We start from the raw sequence: 19056 nt of genomic DNA on the forward strand, positions 1-19056 counted from the left end.
GATGGAACGCTGTTGCTAACGAGCCACGACCGAGATTTTATTGATCAGGTAGTTACTAGCACTTTGGTGTTTGAAGGTGGTGGTGTGGTTAACGAGTATGTTGGCGGCTATAAAGACTGGGTTCGACAAACAGGAGGTGCCCTCATTGATGAGCTCTCCGAAGAGGCTAAAAAATCAATGTCCTCAGAGGAGGCTAATTCTTCAGAGAGTGCAGTGGCGGTCACGCAGAAAAAGATTGAGCCTAAACGAAAGAAACTTAGCTATAAATTGCAGAGAGAGTTGGATTCTTTGCCTGAAAAAATCTCAGACCTGGAAGCGCAGGTTGAAAATGTGCAGCAGGAGGTTTCTCGACCAGATTTTTATGCTCAAGATCGCGCTTATGTTGACTTAAAAACGAGTGAGTTGACCCAGCTACAAGAGTCTCTAGAAGTTACCATTGAGCGCTGGATGGAGCTTGAGGAGATGGCAGGTTAATGGGCTGGTTTATTGCGGTTTTCGTGACTCTTATGATTGCAGGTTCGGTGCTTTGGATAAAACCATCTAAACGAGACTTAAGAATCACAGAGCTTCGTCGCGAAGCAATGTCTCAGGGGATACGTGTAAGGCTGGTGGATGAGAAGCTTAAAGAGAACTTGTTTCCGTGGCTTGAGGATCATCGTGGTTATGCTGTGTATGAAAATCATCAGCTACCTGCACGCGAAGGGCGGCAGATGAAAGCGTTTGAGGTTCGTAGCCAGTCGCAGTTGCACGAACTAGATATTTTGAAGTTAGACGCAGATGAAGTAAAGCTTCGGAGCTTGGAGAAAGGTTTGCCTGAAGGGGTAAGGGGGGTGGTGCTTTTCCCTGATGGAGTTGGTCTGCTTTGGGATGAGAGCAGTGGGCCTGACGCTGTCAGCGGCTTATCGCGTTCTATGGAAGGGTTAAGCGAAGCGTTTTCTTAGCCCAGAATAAAAAAAAACCGAAGCGGTATGCTTCGGTTTTTTATTTTATTCCTTCTTAGATTTGGCTAGCACCGGCTAGATCTTCGATAATTTTTTTCGTATATAGATTAACGATGAAATTCACGCGATTCTCGTTATAGTTGATAACAGATGGAGCGATGAATTCCCATTTTGTTCTAGCAGAGTCGAGCATTTTCAGAGCTTCCGGGTTGGTGGTAGTGCTCATGAGCTTGTTCAGAGTTGACTCAAATTCTTTTGCCAATGCATCGAGTGTAATATCGTTGTCATCATCCCGAGCATATACCTGACTTACTGTTGAGGTACTTCGGGCTGAGTACTTTGTCATGATTAAGGCCGCAAGTTTACCTGCATCGTGAATTAGGTTTTGTCCTTTGCTCGAGTCGATGCCAGCATCGCTTGCCACCGAGTTGTAGAGCACGCTTAACGTGTCATTAAAGTTAATGTTGTATTCCGCTAATTCTCCGACCAGGCGAAGATCGGTGTAGCCTGTATCTTTCACGATTTCTATATTTTGATTAAGAGAATCTTCGTAAGTAATCCAAGCGTCCCTTGCGGCATCGACTTGCGATGTCAAAGTAGAGTCTGATAGCAATCCTGAAATATCAATCATTAGGTCTTCTACCGTACCGACCGTAAATTGCACCACTTGCTGCTGTTCTTTGTCGGCTTGATTTGCACTGAAATTGTAGAAGCTATTTACGGAGTAGTAGCTGTTGATGGTCGCATCATAGACTTTGTCCATCGCGGCTAGCGCTTCTTCTTTTTCCATAGCCACAGCGTTAGTCGCCAAACATGTGCTCATAATAAGAGCAGCAATCGTTTGAATATGACGTTTTATTTGCATCGTTGATCTCCAGCTTGTATGCGGTGTTAAGCGTAAAAAAATGCGTTATTAGATCTAGTTTAGTTGTGATTGCCTAACTTACAACTTTGAAATACTGCAATAAGTGCTTGTTTTTTGGTGACTAAACCCCCACTTACTAATTAGGCATGAATTCTGTTGTTTGGGCTGGCTTAAAGGCACGCTTTCATTATTCGTTGACAAACGGATAATATTTCTACAAGGTACACGCCTCACGATTCAAACGATCGTATGAATTTTTGTTTTCTCACTCCATATTCATGGGGTTAAACCGATTGTCGGGCAGTTGTTGCTGTACTGGCATGAACTTATAACTTGGAGAACAGTTGATGATTTACGCAGGTAAAGCCATCACGGTTAAAGAAATCGACGGTGGGTTCGCACAATTGAACTTCGACCTAGAAGGCGAATCCGTTAACAAATTTAACCGGCTGACTATCGAAGAGCTAGGCGCTGCTGCAGAAGCACTTAAAGGCGCTAGCAATATCAAAGGTCTAGTAGTAACCAGTACAAAAGACGTGTTCATCGTTGGTGCTGATATCACAGAGTTTACAGATTTGTTTGCCGGCCCAGAAGAAGAGCTGATCGCAAACAACTTGAAAGCGAATTCTGTCTTCAGCGCAATTGAAGATCTTCCATTCCCGACAGTCACTGCAATTAACGGTATTGCGTTGGGTGGTGGTTTCGAAATGTGTTTGGCGACCGACTATCGTGTTATGTCGACGGGTGCAAAAGTAGGTCTTCCAGAAGTTAAGTTGGGTATCTTCCCAGGCTTCGGTGGTACGGTTCGGCTTCCACGTTTGATTGGTGCAGACAATGCGATCGAATGGATTGCGGGAACGAAAGAGTATCGCGCAGATGCAGCGCTTAAATATGGTGCGGTAGATGCGGTTGTTGGTCCGGAAAAATTGATGGACGCAGCAATCAATCTGCTTGAGCAGGTTAATGCGGGCAAGCTGGACTATCAAGCGCGTCGAGAGCAGAAGACTGGTAAGCTTCAGTTGAACCCAATGGAAAGCATGATGTCTTTTGAGACATCAAAAGGTTTTGTTGCGGGTCAGGCTGGCCCTAACTATCCAGCACCTGTTGAAGCGATCAAGGCGATGCAAAAACATGCTGGTATGACGCGTGACAAGGCGATCGAAGTTGAGGCGAAAGGCTTTGCTAAGATGGCAAAAACTTCTGTTGCAGCATCGCTGGTTGGTTTGTTTTTAAATGATCAAGCCTTAAAAGCGAAAGCGAAAAAGCTTGAGCCTTTAGCATCTGACGTTAAGAAGGCAGCAGTTCTCGGTGCGGGAATCATGGGTGGTGGTATTGCATATCAATCTGCTCTTAAAGGCACCCCGATCATCATGAAAGATATCGCGCAAGCTGGTATCGATCTTGGTCTTAACGAGGCGAAAAAGCTTCTCGCTAAGCGCGTTGAGAAAGGTCGAATGAAGCCGGCGCAGATGGCTGATGTACTTAATGCAATCGACCCAGCGCTAAGCTATGGCGATTTCGGTGATGTTGACCTGGTTGTTGAAGCGGTTGTTGAAAATCCTAAGGTTAAGGACATCGTTTTGCGCGAAGTTGAAGATATCGTATCGGAAGATACTGTACTTACTTCAAACACCTCGACTATTTCGATCGACTTGTTGGCTAAAAACCTGAAGCGTCCAGAGAACTTCTGTGGAATGCACTTCTTCAACCCAGTGCACATGATGCCATTGGTTGAGGTTATTCGCGGTGAGAAAACAAGTGAAGAAACAATTGCAACAACCGTTGCATACGCGAAAGCAATGGGTAAAACGCCAGTTGTTGTTAACGATTGCCCTGGTTTCCTTGTTAACCGTATCTTGTTCCCTTACTTCGGTGGTTTCTGTGCTCTAGTCCGTGATGGTGCTGACTTCCAGCGCGTTGATAAGATTATGGAAAAATTCGGTTGGCCGATGGGTCCTGCTTATTTGCTTGATGTTGTAGGTATGGACACTGGTAAGCACGCTGGTGAAGTGATGGCTGAAGGTTTTCCTGATCGCATGAAGCATGAATTCCGTACTGCTATCGATGTTATGTTTGACGATGGTCGGTATGGCCAGAAAACAGACAAGGGTTTCTACGCATACGAACTTGACCGCAAAGGTAAGCAGAAGAAAGTTGCTGACGAAGCCGTTTACGACATGCTTAAGCCTGTTGTTGAAAGCAGTAACGAGTTCACTGATGAAGAGATCATTGAGCGCATGATGGTTCCTCTTTGTATTGAAACTGTCCGCTGTCTTGAAGATGGTATCGTTGACACTGCAGCTGAGGCAGATATGGGTCTGATCTTCGGTATTGGTTTCCCTCCATTCCGCGGTGGCGCACTTCGTTATATCGATTCTGTCGGTATCGAAGAATTCAACAAGATTGCTGACAAATACGCAGATCTAGGTGCTCTATACACTCCAACAGAGGGTATGAGAGAAATGGCTAAAGCTGGCAAGAAATTTTTCGGCTAGTTACTGAAACAGAATCGAACGGAGAATATCATGAGTCTTAATCCAAGAGATGTTGTCGTCATCGATGCAGTGCGTACCCCAATGGGTCGCTCTAAAAACGGCTGTTTCCGCAATGTTAGAGCTGAAGAGTTGTCTGCACAGATGATGGATGCGATCTTAGATCGTAATGAAAAAGTAAACCCTAAAGACGTTGATGACGTGATTTGGGGTTGTGTAAACCAAACTATGGAACAAGGTTTCAATGTTGGTCGTAACGCGTTGTTGCTGACCAAAATGCCAAACACGGTTCCTGGTCAAACAGTAAACCGTCTGTGTGGATCAGCAATGACTGCGATTCACTCGGCGGCTAACTCAATCATGGCAAACACTGGTGACATTTTTATTGTTGGTGGTGTAGAGCACATGGGTCACGTACCAATGACAACCGGTAACGACTACAACCATGGTTCGGCACTCCACATGGCGAAAGCATCCAACATGATGGGTATTACTGCTGAGATGCTGGCAAAAATGCATGGCATTACACGCGAGCAGCAAGATGCGTTTGGTGAGCGTTCGCATCGCTTAGCGCACGAAGCGACAGTCAACGGTAAGTTCAAGAATGAAATCGTTCCTGTAGAGGGTCACGATGACAATGGCTTTAAAGTACTCGTTGAAGACGACGAAACGATTCGTCCTGATACAACTGTCGAGTCTTTGGGTAAGCTGCGTCCTGCTTTCAACCCGAAAGGCGGTACAGTGACTGCTGGTACGTCTTCTCAGTTGACTGATGGCTCTGCAGCAATGCTGCTAATGTCTGCTGAAAAGGCGGAAGAACTAGGTCTTAAGCCGCGCGCACGGATTGTGTCTATGGCCGCTGCAGGTTGTGATGCTGCAATCATGGGTTATGGTCCAGTTCCAGCGACCAAAAAAGCCCTAAAGAAAGCGGGCCTTACTGTTGAAGACATCGACATCTGGGAGCTTAACGAAGCGTTTGCTGGCCAGTCTCTTCCTGTCATCAAAGATCTTAAGTTGATGAACGTGATGGACGAGAAAGTGAACTTGAATGGCGGTGCGATTGCATTGGGTCACCCAATGGGATGTTCTGGTGTTCGTATTTCTGGCACCTTACTTAATATCATGGAAGACAAAGACGCTAAATACGGCGTGTCGACCATGTGTATCGGTATGGGTCAGGGCGTTACGACAGTTTGGGAACGTCTATAAGCGTAAGAGCACTATGTCGCTGATGACAACTCGGTTAGCATTCGCTTTTACCTTGTTAAAATCAGCGCCGGAGTTGTTAAGCGTTAGAAGTTAAAAAAAGCACGGCTTGTCCGTGCTTTTTTGTGTCCGTATCTTGCAATAAATTTGTTAGGAACTGCTTTGAATTCAACTTCGATTATGGTGATTAACTTAGAAAAAACTTTGCAAGTGCTTGACCACTCAGCTACAAATCAATATATATGTTGCGCTAATTCAGCTTTAAGCTCGTATACATCATTGCGTAAGTAATCTCTAAACGAGCAATTTACCCTATTATAATTTTGGAGTTATATGGCTAAGTCACTAGTCATCGTGGAATCGCCTGCTAAGGCAAAAACGATCAACAAGTACCTCGGGTCAGACTACATCGTTAAATCAAGTGTTGGTCATATTCGCGACTTGCCAACCTCTGGTGGCGCCGCTACATCTACTCCGGCAGAGAGAGCGAAACAGGCTGCCTTGACTCGTAAAATGAGTCCTGAGGAGAAAGCCGAGTATAAGAAGCGCAAATCTAAACAACAGCTCGTTAATCGAATGGGTATCGACCCGGAAAAAGATTGGGCAGCACACTATGAAATCTTACCCGGCAAAGAAAAGGTTGTTACTGAGCTTAAAAAGCTAGCTAAGAATGCAGATACTATTTACCTCGCGACGGATTTGGATCGAGAGGGAGAAGCGATCGCCTGGCACTTAAAAGAAGCGATTGGTGGTGATGAGTCACGTTATCGGCGCGTTGTTTTCAATGAAATTACGAAAAAGGCAATTCAGGATGCTTTCAAAAAACCTGATGAACTAGACCAGAGTCGTGTCAATGCGCAGCAAGCACGCCGTTTCTTGGATCGGGTTGTCGGCTTCATGGTTTCTCCTTTGCTTTGGGCTAAGATCGCAAGGGGTCTGTCAGCTGGGCGTGTGCAGTCGGTAGCTGTCAGGCTGATTGTTGAACGTGAGCGAGAAATCAGAGCATTTATTCCTGAAGAGTATTGGGAAGTATTTTCGGATTTAAATCGTGCCGACGGTGCGCAAGCGCGCTTTCAGGTTAGTAAACTCCGTGATAAAGCCTTTAGGCCTGTTTCCAAAGCAGAGACTGATGACCATCTGGCTAAACTAAAAGCCGCTTCTTTCTCTATTGCCAAGCGAGAAGATAAACCTACATCCTCTAAGCCAAACGCACCATTCATTACTTCCACGCTCCAGCAAGCCGCGAGTACACGGTTAAGTTTTAGTGTTAAGAAGACGATGATGCTAGCTCAGCGCCTATATGAGGCTGGCTATATTACCTACATGCGAACCGACTCGACGAATTTAAGCTCTGAAGCAGTAGCGAACTGTCGAGATTACATTAAAGATCAGTTTGGTGACGCTTATCTTCCTGATAACCCTCGTCTTTACAGTAGCAAAGATGGGGCTCAAGAGGCGCACGAGGCGATTAGACCGTCTGATGTAGGTGTCAAAGCAGATAAAATTTCAGGTTTGGAGAAAGATGCAGAGCGTCTTTATGACTTAATTTGGCGTAATTTTGTTGCGTGCCAGATGAATAATGCACAGTTTCTCAGCTCTTCAGTGGAAGTGAAGGCCGCTGATTACACGCTTAGAACGCGTGGACGTATTCTGAAGTTTGATGGCTTTCTAAAAGTAATGCCGACCTCAAGCAAGAAAGACGATGATGTAATCCTTCCAGACTTTAAGGTTGGTGACTCTCTCACGCTTGAGTCGCTTGAACCGAAACAGCACTTTACCAAGCCGGCACCTCGATACTCTGAGGCGGCGTTAGTTAAAGAGCTTGAAAAACGAGGCATTGGTCGTCCTTCAACCTACGCCGCGATTATCTCTACGATTCAGGAACGCGGATACGTGCGTGTTGAGAATCGTCGTTTTTATGCAGAGAAGATGGGTGATATCGTCACTGATCGTCTTGCTGAGTCTTTCCCTGATTTGATGTCTTACAACTTTACGGCAGAAATGGAGGAACAGCTCGATGAAGTTGCTATGGGCAAGCGAAACTGGAAGGATGTATTGAATCAGTTCTATGGTGACTTCACCATAAAATTGGACAAGGCAGAGGCGGCCAACGATTCTGGCGGCATGCGTTCAAATGAGCCTGTAGAAACAGATATTCCATGTGGGAACTGTGGCCGGAATATGCAGATACGAACTGCAAGCACAGGCGTTTTTCTTGGATGCTCTGGTTACGCATTACCGCCTAAAGAGCGCTGCAAGAATACAATGAATCTCGTTCCAGGTGATGAGGTCGCAAGTGCCGATGATGACGAAGGCGAATCAAAGCTTCTTCGTAAAAAACATCGTTGTTCCATTTGCTCAACATCAATGGAAAGCTATTTGATTGATGAGAAGAGAAAGCTGCACGTATGTGGAAATAATCCGGATTGTGCAGGGTATGAAATAGAGCAGGGCGAATTTCATATTAAAGGTTACGACGGCCCAACGCTTGAGTGCGATAAGTGTGGCGCAGAGATGCAGCTGAAGTCTGGGCGATTTGGTAAGTATTTCGGGTGTACGAGCGATTCGTGCAAGAATACGCGGAAGTTGTTGCGAAGCGGTGAACCAGCGCCACCAAAAATGGATCCCGTGCCGATGCCAGAGCTACAGTGCCAGAAAGTCGAAGATACTTATGTATTGAGAGATGGCGCCGCAGGACTTTTTCTGGCAGCTAGTCAATTTCCAAAGAATCGCGAGACGAGACCGCCTTTAATTGCAGAAATATTGCCGCATAAGGACGAGATTGATCCTAAATATAGTTTCTTGTTTGACGCTCCTATCGCAGATCCTGACGGGCACCCTAGCGTTGTTCGCTTTAGCCGTAAAACGAAAGAGCAGTACGTTATGTCTGAAGTCGAAGGAAAGGCAACTGGTTGGACGGCTTACTATCAAAATGGGAAGTGGGTTGAGAGCCTGCCTAAACCTAAGGCTAAACCAAAAGCTAAACCAAAAGCCAAGGCTAAACCGAAAGCTAAGGCCAAGAAAGCGTGATCGGTCTTAGTCGAGGTTGATTGGTAACGGGAACAATTGAGTGCTGGCATATCCTATCGGATCGTTGGGGCAACCTTGGGGCGAAGCTGAAAAGGCTAGTTGGCAAAATGCCACAGAGATTCAGCGTTCATATCAGAGTCTCGTGGTTGATCGCGTATTCGCTCTGTCTGGACGCTTTAGCGTTGCAGTCTATGGGGCGCTTTCTCATGACCCTCTGCGCTACCCCTTATACGCGCTGGAGACGCTTTCTCCTGACCCTGAGTTGCCTTGGGTTTTAGTGACGGGTGGTGTTCATGGGTACGAGACTAGTGGGGTTTTTGGCGCTTTGTCTTTCCTTGAACGTTCGGCTCAGAGCTATCAGAATCACTTTAACTTTCTTGTTCTTCCTTGTATCAGTCCTTGGGGCTTTGAAACAATTAATCGTTGGAACATAGCGACGATCGACCCCAACCGTTCCTTCAAAGAGGATGGATTGTGTGAGGAAGCGCGTTTCGTGATCCGTTTTCTGGCTTGCATGCAGCGTGAGTTCATCATGCATATTGATTTGCACGAGACAACGGATACCGATGAATCTGAGTTTCGTCCCGCACTTGCGGCGAAGTTAGGGCAACGTTATGAGCCGACGGAGATTCCCGATGGCTTTTACCTTGTAGGAGATTCGAATAACCCCCAGTCTAGTTTTCAGGCTGCCATTGTTTCAGCGGTAAGTGAGATAACGCATATCGCTCCGAACGACGCGAAAGGGCGCTTGCTCGGTGATATTGCTGCCCAAAGGGGCGTCGTGAATTATGCCTACAGATCGCTTGGTCTTTGCGCAGGTGTAACGAATGCGCCTTACACGACAACGACGGAAGTGTACCCAGATAGCGCATCTATAACTCCAGACGAGTGTATTGATGCCCAGGTATGCGCATTAGAGGCAGGACTGACGTTTATTTCTTCTGTAGACGCGTTAGAAGACTAGAGGTGTCCCAGCGTCCACCGTCCATGTCTTGTACATCCCCATAAAACTGATCTACTAGTGCGGTGACGGGTAGTTTTGCAGCAACGCGCCGAGCTTCCTCTAGGCATATTCCAAGATCTTTTCTCATCCAGTCGACGGCAAAGCCATGCTCGTACTCATTCGCGATCATGGTTTTATGACGATTCTCCATTTGCCAGGACTGAGCCGCCCCCTTTGAAATAACTTCAATGACGTTATGCGGGTCTAGTCCGGCTTGTTGCGCAAAATGAATGGATTCCGCCAAACCCTGCACCAATCCCGCAATGGCAATCTGGTTACACATTTTTGTGAGTTGCCCTGAACCCGTGTTTCCCATACGTTTGCAAGATTTCGCGAATGCGTTGATAAACGTTTCCGCTTTTGAGTAGGCGTCTTGATCCCCTCCGCACATGACGGTCAATTGACCATTGATGGCGCCTTGTTCGCCACCAGAAACCGGTCCATCTACAAATGAAATACCGTGTTGCTTGGCCTCGGCGTATAGCTCTCGGGCAACGTCCGCAGAGGCTGTCGTATGATCAACGACGAGTGTTCCTTCAGGAAGCGATGTTAATAGAGCTGATTCACCGAGAAACATTGAGCGGAGGTCATTGTCATCACCGATACACGTCATGACACAATCAACGTCATGCGGTATCTCTGTCCAATTTTCAATTCCGGTTCCTGAAAACTCGCTCAGCCAACGAGTACGCTTTTCTGGTGATCGGTTATAAACATACACTTCATGTTCTTTAGAAAGATGTCCCGCCATGTGGTATCCCATGACGCCCAAACCAATGAAAACAACCTTTGATGGCATGATCTAGTTCTCACTTAATTGTTTCCGAAGCTGTTCGATGCGTTGACGATTCACGCCAAAGTCTGAATGACCAAGGCGAGAAGCCGAGCGCACATCGATTCGCTGTTGCGACGGAATGATTAAAAATTCTACGTCGTCAACGTAGCCCATAATGTCGCTAGTGTATTCCGCATAAATATAGCTTTCTGTGTTGACCACAATTTCCGCGCTTGGGTTGCGTTCTATCGCTGCCGAAAGTTTGGCGCTGTTTGTTCCTGCTGTTTGAAAGGGCAGAGGAGTAATCTTATGGCTTTCTTCTTCGTTGTCTAAAGAGCTTACGCAATTCGGGCTGCTTGGGCAGAGTTGAAGGGCAGTTTGAGGGCTGCCGAGATAGGCTGGTCTACTTCCGCTGCAGGCGACAAGGGATAGCGCCAATGCGACGCTGAATGTTCCATAGAATGTGCGTTTTAGTTGTGTGAATGTTCGTGCGTTCATAATTCGTCCTGATAGCCTGTCACGTTGAGGATGGGTAGCTTAACGGTAAAAGTGGAACCAATTCCATAGGTGCTGTCTACACTGATGGCACCGCGATGTTTTTCAATAACAACTTGGACGAAATTTAGGCCCAGCCCCGCTCCTTTCGGGCCAGCTCGCTCACTTTCTTTTTGACGTCTGAAGCGTTCGAAGATAAATGGAAGTTCGCTTTCTTTAATGCCGTAGCCCTGATCTTTGATGGTAATGACGGCTAGGCTATCTTGTTTCTGGACGTTAATCGATATTGTGGTGTTTTGATCGCTGTACTTAGTTGCGTTGCTTAATAGATTGATCACGCTTCGTTCAATCAGCTCGGCGCTTCCCCAAAGCCATGCTTCATCGATCCCACTAAGTGTCATTTCAATGTTCTTTTGACGCGCTAATTGATCAACAGAGTCAATTGCATTCTCAATGGCATTGATCAGCTCAAATTCATAGAAGTCATCTTCAAGTACTTGTTCTGCCCGTGTGATTTGTAAGAATTGATCTGAAAGTCCCAATGAACGTTCTGCATGCGAGGCAAGCTGATCAATTATTTTTTCCCCCCACTCAATCCTTCCGTTTCGTAAGCCCTGAAGAATGGCTAGTTGCGAGCTAAGCGGCGAACGCACATCATGTGACAGAAAATCAATTAGCTGGTTTTTTTCGCGTTGTTGCTGTCGAATCTGTGTTATGTCGGACATGCTAATCATCATACCGGCATCGCTATGCTCATCGACCAGAAATGGAAGGCAGTGCATCATAATGTCGCGATGCCCAAGGTTAATATTAAATTGCTTTCCTTTGCCTTCGAGTAAACATTCTGAAATCGCTTGACTGAATTCGTCATTACCATCGCGATACGCCGCAAACAGCTTGTAGATTGGTACGGAGATAATCTGCTCATTACTTGGCTGCAACCAAGCGACCGCTCGACTGTTTGCGTAAACAATGAGACCTATTGGGTCTGTTACGATCACTGCGCCAGGCATCTCCTCAAAACCTCGGGAAATAAACGTACGCATATCTTGCATTGCCGTGATTGCATCACGGACTTGATGAATACGCTTTGCGATCTGTTCTGAAGGCTTTTTGATCTGAGTATCATGCTTTGATACAAGCTCAAGCTTGTCTAAAAAGCCTTGGACTATATGTCTCTGTTCCGAGCTTGGGGATGCAATTCCAATTTTGAAGCGCTCATCATCTATCTGAAGCTGAATCCAGCTCGTAGAGTCGTCATGGAACCAAACCCCGAATTCGTTGATCTTAGTCGCGCTAAGTTCATCCTGATTGTAGCCGTGAACAATATTACCATTATGAAATAGGGCATAAGCCTGAGGTTTTAGGATAGATATCAAGGAAAGAAATATTTTTTCCATACTGTGCTGACTAAGACGGCGAAAGCTTAAGTCTGGTTCTTGGCTAAGCCTTTCAAGCTCGTTGCTGAAAAAACTGTTTAGATGTCGCATACGCTGCCAGCTCCAGAGTGGATAGGCAATGAGAATACCTAGCACGCTATTTACCGGGGGAAACCATGTTCTTTCATATGCGAGAAGAATGTAGCTAAAACCGAGAATGCAGCCGACCAGAANAATGGTCGAGGGCATCACTAAGGTTGGGCGAATTCGAGGGAAGATCAGAATGGGTATCAGAATAAATGCGAACGTTAAAAGATAAGTCCATCGTTCAGAAACGGTCTGGATGATTTCTCCATTGACGATTGCTGAATAGGCGTTTGCGTGAATTTCTACTCCGGACATAGGGCTGTTCATGTGTGAGAATGGCGTCGGAATGATGTCGCCTAGCCCTGCCGCAGTAGCGCCAATGAGAACCGTTTTATCTCTAAAAGTATTAGGGTCTACTTTGTTCGACATGACATCGATAAAGCTATGAGTAGGATAGGTACCGCGGGGGCCTGCGAAGGGGATTAAGCGATACTCACTATTAACCGAGACATACGGCGCGCGCGTTTGTTGCCGGATCTCTTGTAGGTACTGGATCATGGGATTGGTTTCAATCGCCATTGCGAGTGAGATTGAGGGCCAGTATGCTTCGCCAACGCCCGTATTGAGATAAATCCCGCGTGTTAATCCGTCCTCGTCTAGCTCAACATGAACATGGCCTAAGCCCTTTGCGGCATTTGCTAGTTCCGGAATGGGTAAGATTTCAGAAAGTGGCTTGTCGTAGGCCAATGGGTGAATATGCAAGGGGAGCAGGACATTGCCCGCGTTCTCGATTGCTTGAGTGAGTCTTAGATCATCCTCGGGGTGCTGCGTATCGTACTCCGAAAAGAGCACGTCGAATACAATCAGGGAGGATTTATACTCTGTTAGCTTTTCGACAAGCTGGGCGTGAATAGCTCTCCGCCAAGGCCACTGCCCAATACTATTGAGGCTTTTTTCATCGATGGAAACAATGACCGTATCCGGATCTGGTTCCGCAGTGGAAGCATGCATGAACACATCGTACGTAAGCAAGTCGAAGCGTTTCGCTACGTGGCTATATACCAGAAGAGCACTGGCTAAAATCAGAGCTAGCGTCAGAATATGCTGCTCGTAGGGGTGTGGATCGTTTAGAGGCCTAGTCGCCATAATATCGCTTTATGATTATTGTGTTTTGATCAGTGGGTGATGCGCTTGAGCGCTTAATTTGGTTTAGGCTCTACCTTTATCTCTTTCTGTGGCCCAAATTCCGAAGCATATACTTCATCGCCTAAACCTTTTACGCGTGCATAAAAGGTCTTGCCTTCGGGTAGCTTGAGAAATGCGCTAGTTTTACCGAGGGTCTCTTCTTTTAACAAACGACGAAACTCCTTGTCATCTGAAACTTGTAGTACATACCCTTTTGCATTGTCTACTTTATGCCAGAACATGCCAACCTGATCGCCGATATAGTTTACGGTCAAAATTGATACTGGATCGAGTTTCCCCTGGATAGATACTGCTCTAGAAGCGCTCAGGCTTTCTGCGTTGCCAGTACTCAGGGTTCGAACTCGCCAAAAATAATTTCCGGCTGGAAGCTGTTGCTCAATTCGATAAGCAGTGTTTTCGGACCATTTAGTCGGTAGAGCGAGGCGATCATAGTCGCTGTTCTGTGAGAGTTCTAAGCGAGATAGCGTAGACGGAGAGTTGACTGACCAAGTAAATTCCGCCGTAAATCCATCAATAATACTGCCAGGTAGGGGGAGATCTAAGATAGCAACGTCGGCCGAATTAGGGTCTGAAACTTGGGCACTTTGATTGTTAGAAGACGCTGAGTTTGACGAGCTCTCGGATTCTAACTCTTGCGCAGAGTTGCTCGCAGTTTTATTTGCGGATAACGTCGTTTTAGCCTCCGCAAGACTATAACCTGCCGGTAACCCTTTCCAGTCTAGGTCTTGCTCGGAATCGGAAAAAGATCCACCCGACTGACTAGCGATGCGTGGCAGAGTATCTAGCCTTATCGTTTCAATAAGCGCGCTTGGGCTGAATAGACGAGCTCCGAACCCAGCTTTGATCAGTTCTTGGCCATGATCATGCATCAGTTCGACTGCGCCTTCGAGAACTTCTAGAGTCGTTCCTTGAAGGTTTGTTCTTAAACGAAAATCCGTTCCGCGAACGGCCGCTACAGCACTAGGGGTGCTGATCTCATAGCGGGACCCTTTGGTTAAAGGTTCAACCTGAGTTCTGATGCCTCCGCGTCCGAGGCGCATGCGAGTATCGACCATGCCCACCTCTTTGTAACTACTAAGTTTATTAAAAACTAGATGGGAGAAAGCGTCCATGCGTAGGTTAGTGCCGTCTGCAAACTCTACGGTAATTTGGCCTTCGCGCGTTAGTAGCTCGTCACCGACATAAACGTGTGATTGCTTTGATATTGGCATATATCGCGAGTCTTGACTGCGTTTGATGAGTGCCATGCCAATATAGCTTTCTATTTTTGCGGGTTGAGGTTGGTACTTGAGCCACGATACGGGGATCTTGATGATAGACCCCACCTGCAGTTTATCGATGTCTTTAATATGGTTGTAGTGCGCTATCGATGTCCAAGAATATTGTGGCTTAAGCAGACGTTTTGATACCAGTGGTAGGTTGTCTGATGGCCGAATAGTGTAATGCCAATCAAGATTATTTTGGTCTGCATATCCCTGCGCAAATGCAAGGCTGCTACCGGCGAAGGCTGTCAGCAGTATATATAGGGCAAGCAAAAGTCTAACGGGGGCAATGAGCCTCTGCTTGAAACAACTATGAACTGACAACGCAAGACCATTCATAAGTTAGAAAGGGCGATAACTTTGACGAAAGCTATTCGCTCACACGCTCCAGTCGGTAGCCATGTTGGTATATCGTCTTAATACGAAATCCATTTTCCGGCTTGATGTTAAGTTTTCGACGCAGGCGGCTGACGTGGGTGTCTACCGTGCGCGTATTAATGTTTGAAGATATTCCCCAAACTCTTTCCAACAAAAAATCTCTTGAAAGAAGGCGACCAATGTTCTGGAACATAAACACAGCTAGATCGAAGTCTTTATCGGTAAGTGACACGTCTTCTCCAGAGGAAATGATTGTTCGCTTACCAAGATTGATTTGATATGGACCGACTTCAATCTCTTCCTGCTCAGCTTGTTCTCCGCCAACTCTTCGGCTGAGTGCATTGACCCGTGCCACTAATTCTCCTTGGCGTGCAGGCTTCACTAAGTAGTCGTCTGCGCCTGCATCAAGTGCTGTAATAATGTCTGCTTCGCTATCTCTCTGTGTCAAAAAAAGAACCGGAATCCTCCAGTTCATTTCTGAACGGATTTGGCGAAGAACCTCGGTTCCTTCGATGTCTGGAAGTTGCCAATCCAAAATGAGTAAGTCATAACTATTATGCAGGACAGAGTACAAAAATGATTTCCCCGTCGCAAAATGCTCGCACTCATGACCATAGGTCGTAAGTAGATCCACAACTGTTTCAGCTTGCGACAGTTCATCCTCAAGTAACGCAATTTTCATTCCCTAACCCCGCTTAATATTGCAAAGAACTATTTTGAAATGTCTCGGGAACAAAGCTCTACGCCCTATGTCCCTAATATTTCTCTATTTATCCCAATAAGTGTAGTTGCTTTTTGAAATTTTCCGACCTGCTTTTATGCAGTTAGATTGCAAAGCCGCTCCAAAGAAACTGTTTTTGGTTTTGATCTGTAGCGAATTGCAATTATGTGACGTAGTTCCTGCTAGAAAAGCCTCTATATTGAGAGTACTATCTTCGCGTCATTAGATTGCTGAAAGACGTTATGAGGTCGGAGTGGAACGAGAAAATTTGATCAAGGCTTTATTAGAAAAAGCATTCAGCATCGACTATTTGCTTTTAGAGAACGAGAGCCACATGCACTCTGTGCCTGAGAATTCGGAAACCCACTTTAAGTTGGTTCTGGTTTCTGGTGATTTTGAAGGGAAAAGAAAGGTAGCACGGCATCAAGCGGTATACGCCGAGGTGTCGTCGTTAATGAACGAGGGCTTGCATGCATTGGCGTTACATCTTTATACCCCGGCTGAATGGCAGGAGCAGAGAGATAAGTCGTTGCAGTCACCGAATTGTATGGGGGGCTCTAAGAATGGGTAGCTTTCTATGAGCCAGTTCTTTCAAATACATCCAGAAAACCCGCAGCAGCGTCTTATTCGTCAAGCGGTAGATATCATTAAATCCGGGGGCGTGATCGCCTATCCGACAGATTCGGCTTATGCATTAGCCTGCGATATTGGCAACAAGAACGGAGCGGACAGGATTCGCACAATTCGAAGACTTACCGAAAAACACAACTTTACTTTAGTGTGTAGAGATCTCAGTGATATCGCAGTATATGCCAAGGTAAATAACGGGCAATATCGGCAAATTAAGGCGCATACTCCCGGGCCTTATACTTTCATTCTAAAGGCCACTAGTGAGGTTCCTCGCCGCTTAATGAACCCCAAGCGACGTCAAATTGGCATCCGTATTCCTGATAACAAAATCACCTTGGCGTTGGTAGAAGAGTTAGGGCACCCGTTAATGAGCACTACTCTCAGCCTTCCAAATGAAGAGCTTCCCATGACGGACCCATACGATATTCGGGCTAGCCTTGAGCACAGTTTAGACTTAGTGATTGATGGCGGTTTCTGTGGGTTTGAGGCCAGTTCGGTAATTGATCTGTCAGACGAAGAACCGGTTGTTCTGCGACGTGGTTGCGGTGATGTAACAGCCTTTGAGTAAGTCATCTAAGTCTGAGCATATGCGCAAAACAAGTTTGAAGAGGCATTGTAAACGGGCGGTCTTGATTCATCAGACAGGTGGACGCCTTACCTCTAAGAGATAATGTCCACCCTATTATTAAAGCTAGCGAATATCCTGCTATGCCTGACTAGAATCGGCTTGGGATTGAAGGCTCTGAAAGCGCAGGGTCAAATCTCTTAACCGGTTAAATTCATCTTGTTCGCTTATTAAACTTTCAAATACTTGATTGCTTTGGCCGTAAGCTTGCGAGAGTTTTGATACATTGTCGGCATATTCTAGAGTAGGGTGTTGCTTGCTTACTGAGCGATAGGCATTTACAAAGTTTTGATCCTGATTCAGATCGAAACTTATTCTTTCAAGCTTGCTATTCACAACCGCTCCTTGCGCGACAATACCGCCCGATACTGATGTTTGTATGGTTAATGCCGTATTGGCAGGTAATCCATATTCCGAAAGCTTGTTTGTAATGACCTGCTGGATATAGTTTCGCTCGTTGCCAATTTCCCTTTTTAAAGCCGTTATTTCGACTTGTTTCGACTTGCTTTGCGCCTCTGTACTCAAGCTCACAGCGTCGTCATTCTTAACTAATTCTTCTTGCACGTTTGGCGGTGCTGTCGCTTGTTGCAAACTGCTCGTGGGATCGGGACTGAGTGACTTGAAGGCATTTTTCAGCTGGAGGCCTAGCTCAAGTACGGCATCTCGCGGTGAAATTTGACTCATTGTTCTGCAACCTATTGGTTTTCGGAAAGAGTTTGCCGGAAATTCGGCAAACGACTCGACACCAATGAATAGATGCAAACACAATACCAGCTTGATACTCCTTCGATGATCTTTGGAGCCGATTGCTGTATGGGAAGACGCAGAGGGATTAAATTAGGTACGAAGAGGCTGTTGCTCGGCAGGAAACCGAGCACAGTGATTATTCTCTAGTGGCTTTCTTCTTGTTGAGAATAAAGCTTCTCGATCCAGGCTAAAGCACCGATGGATAGCGCAATAACGAGGGTCATCAGGCCGTAACCTTCGGTCGTTTTTTCAGTAATACAGTGCATAAGAAACATAAAGATATCGAGCACGATAAGAGCAAACAGCCCTCCTGTAATGTACTCACCTTGTTCTTTGTACCAATTTGCGAATTGTTCGCCCATTTGATGACTCCACATTGTTTTTATTTGATGAGCTAACTGTTTGTTAGCGTCAGAAGGAGCGATCGACAACATTCTGATTGCATGATCAAAAAGTATACGTAGAGCACGCACTAAATTACAAGGTTATTGTCTTATTCTCTTTTAGCTGATGATGCATTGGTCATGCATCGCATTAGTGTCGCAGTTAGAACAAAAAGTAACCAAACAAAGATTGCGAGCGAAAAGAGCGTCTTCTATATAACGTAACGTAGTTCAATATTATCCCGAGACCTAGTCGAAATTTCGCGTTTGTTTTTGGAGGGGAATATGTTTAAAGGGGTTCAACGCTTAGTTAAGTGGATGCGACATGGAGAGAATTACGGAGTTGTCGCTCCAAATCTTTTTACGTCCTATGAGCTTAAACTGTCGGGTGCGTTACTCGTTCTCGCAGTGGTACTGATCTGGTCGTTAGCGCGAAACGGCGCTGAGGAAGGGATCTTTGGTGTTGCGTTAATCGGTGGCCTGGCATTTTACTTGTCCTATGTGAAGTATTATCGCGCATACAAGCCTGCGATGGATCGATGGGGTATTAGGGAACTGTGCAATCCGAACCATCCTCGGCAAGAATATCGAGTAGCTCAGCGTGATTTAGAAATCTCTCCGGATGAAGTCAAACTGATTGCTATGCAGCATGGCGTGAAAGTCGTTTGTCATGACGCTCCCACTAATCCAAATGTGCAGGTCTATGAGTTGCAGCGAAATTACGAACATCGCCTGTACGCGGAGAGATGGCGCGCGCGAATGAAAGATTGATCTGAACCGGTACGTATTACATTTCTGCCTAAAAACCGAATCACGAGTGCGAGTGAGATT

The 19056-nt window shown here is 46.0% G+C and carries 16 protein-coding genes and 1 pseudogene; 9 read left to right on the forward strand and 8 right to left on the reverse strand.

Annotated features, from left to right (window positions below; genetic code table 11):
- Together A3751_RS14735 and A3751_RS14740 are read left to right on the forward strand one after the other, a co-directional pair.
- Positions 1–474 (forward strand): annotated as a pseudogene (locus A3751_RS14735) (ABC transporter ATP-binding protein); the annotation flags it as partial.
- Complete coding sequence (locus tag A3751_RS14740) at positions 474–941, forward strand: hypothetical protein (protein ID WP_068457467.1); 468 nt, start codon at positions 474–476, stop codon at positions 939–941. The pseudogene A3751_RS14735 and the gene A3751_RS14740, both read left to right, overlap by 1 nt.
- Positions 942–996: 55 nt before the next feature.
- Here the strand turns inward: A3751_RS14740 and A3751_RS14745 are convergent, their stop codons facing one another.
- A complete protein-coding gene (locus tag A3751_RS14745; protein WP_068457469.1) occupies positions 997–1806 on the reverse strand; it encodes a hypothetical protein in 810 nt (269 codons plus the stop codon).
- Between the two features lie 347 nt (positions 1807–2153).
- On the opposite strand from A3751_RS14745, the gene fadB reads away from it, so the two are divergent.
- The 4 genes from fadB to A3751_RS14765 all read left to right on the forward strand — a co-directional run bounded on the left by fadB (position 2154) and on the right by A3751_RS14765 (position 9498).
- Positions 2154–4301 carry a fatty acid oxidation complex subunit alpha FadB gene (gene fadB / locus A3751_RS14750; RefSeq protein WP_068457472.1) on the forward strand — a complete coding sequence of 716 codons (2148 nt, stop codon included), beginning with the start codon at positions 2154–2156 and terminating at the stop codon, positions 4299–4301.
- A 30-nt stretch (positions 4302–4331) separates the two neighbouring features.
- Positions 4332–5507, forward strand: a complete 1176-nt coding sequence (fadA, locus tag A3751_RS14755) for an acetyl-CoA C-acyltransferase FadA (RefSeq protein WP_068457473.1) — start codon at positions 4332–4334, stop codon at positions 5505–5507.
- Positions 5508–5837: 330 nt separating this feature from the next.
- Positions 5838–8534, forward strand: a complete 2697-nt coding sequence (gene topA, locus A3751_RS14760; RefSeq protein ID WP_068457475.1) for a type I DNA topoisomerase — start codon at positions 5838–5840, stop codon at positions 8532–8534.
- A gap of 40 nt (positions 8535–8574) precedes the next feature.
- Positions 8575–9498: a M14 family metallocarboxypeptidase gene (locus tag A3751_RS14765; protein WP_068457477.1), complete on the forward strand. Its 924-nt coding sequence runs from the start codon at positions 8575–8577 to the stop codon at positions 9496–9498.
- On the opposite strand, the gene A3751_RS14770 is transcribed toward A3751_RS14765, so the two are convergent.
- The 5 genes from A3751_RS14770 to A3751_RS14790 form a co-directional block, all read right to left on the reverse strand.
- Positions 9467–10336 (reverse strand): NAD(P)-dependent oxidoreductase, encoded by an 870-nt coding sequence (locus A3751_RS14770; protein WP_068457488.1) that lies wholly within the window; start codon positions 10334–10336, stop codon positions 9467–9469. The genes A3751_RS14765 and A3751_RS14770 overlap by 32 nt on opposite strands.
- 3 nt (positions 10337–10339) lie before the next feature.
- On the reverse strand, positions 10340–10810 hold the full coding sequence (locus A3751_RS14775; protein ID WP_082863284.1) for a DUF1499 domain-containing protein: 471 nt from the start codon (positions 10808–10810) through the stop codon (positions 10340–10342).
- Entirely contained in the window at positions 10807–13419 is a 2613-nt protein-coding gene (locus A3751_RS14780) for a CHASE2 domain-containing protein (RefSeq protein WP_068457491.1), read from the reverse strand. Before A3751_RS14780 ends, A3751_RS14775 begins: the two co-directional genes overlap by 4 nt.
- Positions 13420–13472: 53 nt before the next feature.
- Positions 13473–15014, reverse strand: a complete 1542-nt coding sequence (locus tag A3751_RS14785) for a FecR domain-containing protein (protein WP_197466376.1) — start codon at positions 15012–15014, stop codon at positions 13473–13475.
- A 97-nt stretch (positions 15015–15111) separates the two neighbouring features.
- Entirely contained in the window at positions 15112–15801 is a 690-nt protein-coding gene (locus A3751_RS14790) for a response regulator transcription factor (protein WP_068457496.1), read from the reverse strand.
- Positions 15802–16093: 292 nt separating this feature from the next.
- On the opposite strand from A3751_RS14790, the gene A3751_RS14795 reads away from it, so the two are divergent.
- Both A3751_RS14795 and A3751_RS14800 read left to right on the forward strand, forming a co-directional pair.
- A complete protein-coding gene (locus tag A3751_RS14795; RefSeq protein ID WP_068457499.1) occupies positions 16094–16411 on the forward strand; it encodes a BolA family transcriptional regulator in 318 nt (105 codons plus the stop codon).
- Between the two features lie 6 nt (positions 16412–16417).
- A complete protein-coding gene (locus A3751_RS14800) occupies positions 16418–17038 on the forward strand; it encodes an L-threonylcarbamoyladenylate synthase (protein WP_068457501.1) in 621 nt (206 codons plus the stop codon).
- A 138-nt stretch (positions 17039–17176) separates the two neighbouring features.
- Here the strand turns inward: A3751_RS14800 and A3751_RS14805 are convergent, their stop codons facing one another.
- A complete protein-coding gene (locus A3751_RS14805) occupies positions 17177–17779 on the reverse strand; it encodes a hypothetical protein (RefSeq protein ID WP_068457504.1) in 603 nt (200 codons plus the stop codon).
- Between the two features lie 206 nt (positions 17780–17985).
- Positions 17986–18204 (reverse strand): hypothetical protein, encoded by a 219-nt coding sequence (locus A3751_RS14810; protein WP_156492494.1) that lies wholly within the window; start codon positions 18202–18204, stop codon positions 17986–17988.
- Positions 18205–18510: 306 nt separating this feature from the next.
- Between A3751_RS14810 and A3751_RS14815 the strand changes: the two genes are divergently transcribed.
- On the forward strand, positions 18511–18996 hold the full coding sequence (locus tag A3751_RS14815) for a hypothetical protein (RefSeq protein ID WP_068453108.1): 486 nt from the start codon (positions 18511–18513) through the stop codon (positions 18994–18996).
- Positions 18997–19056 lie beyond the last annotated feature (60 nt).

It is taken from the genome of Oleiphilus sp. HI0080, from assembly GCF_001635135.1.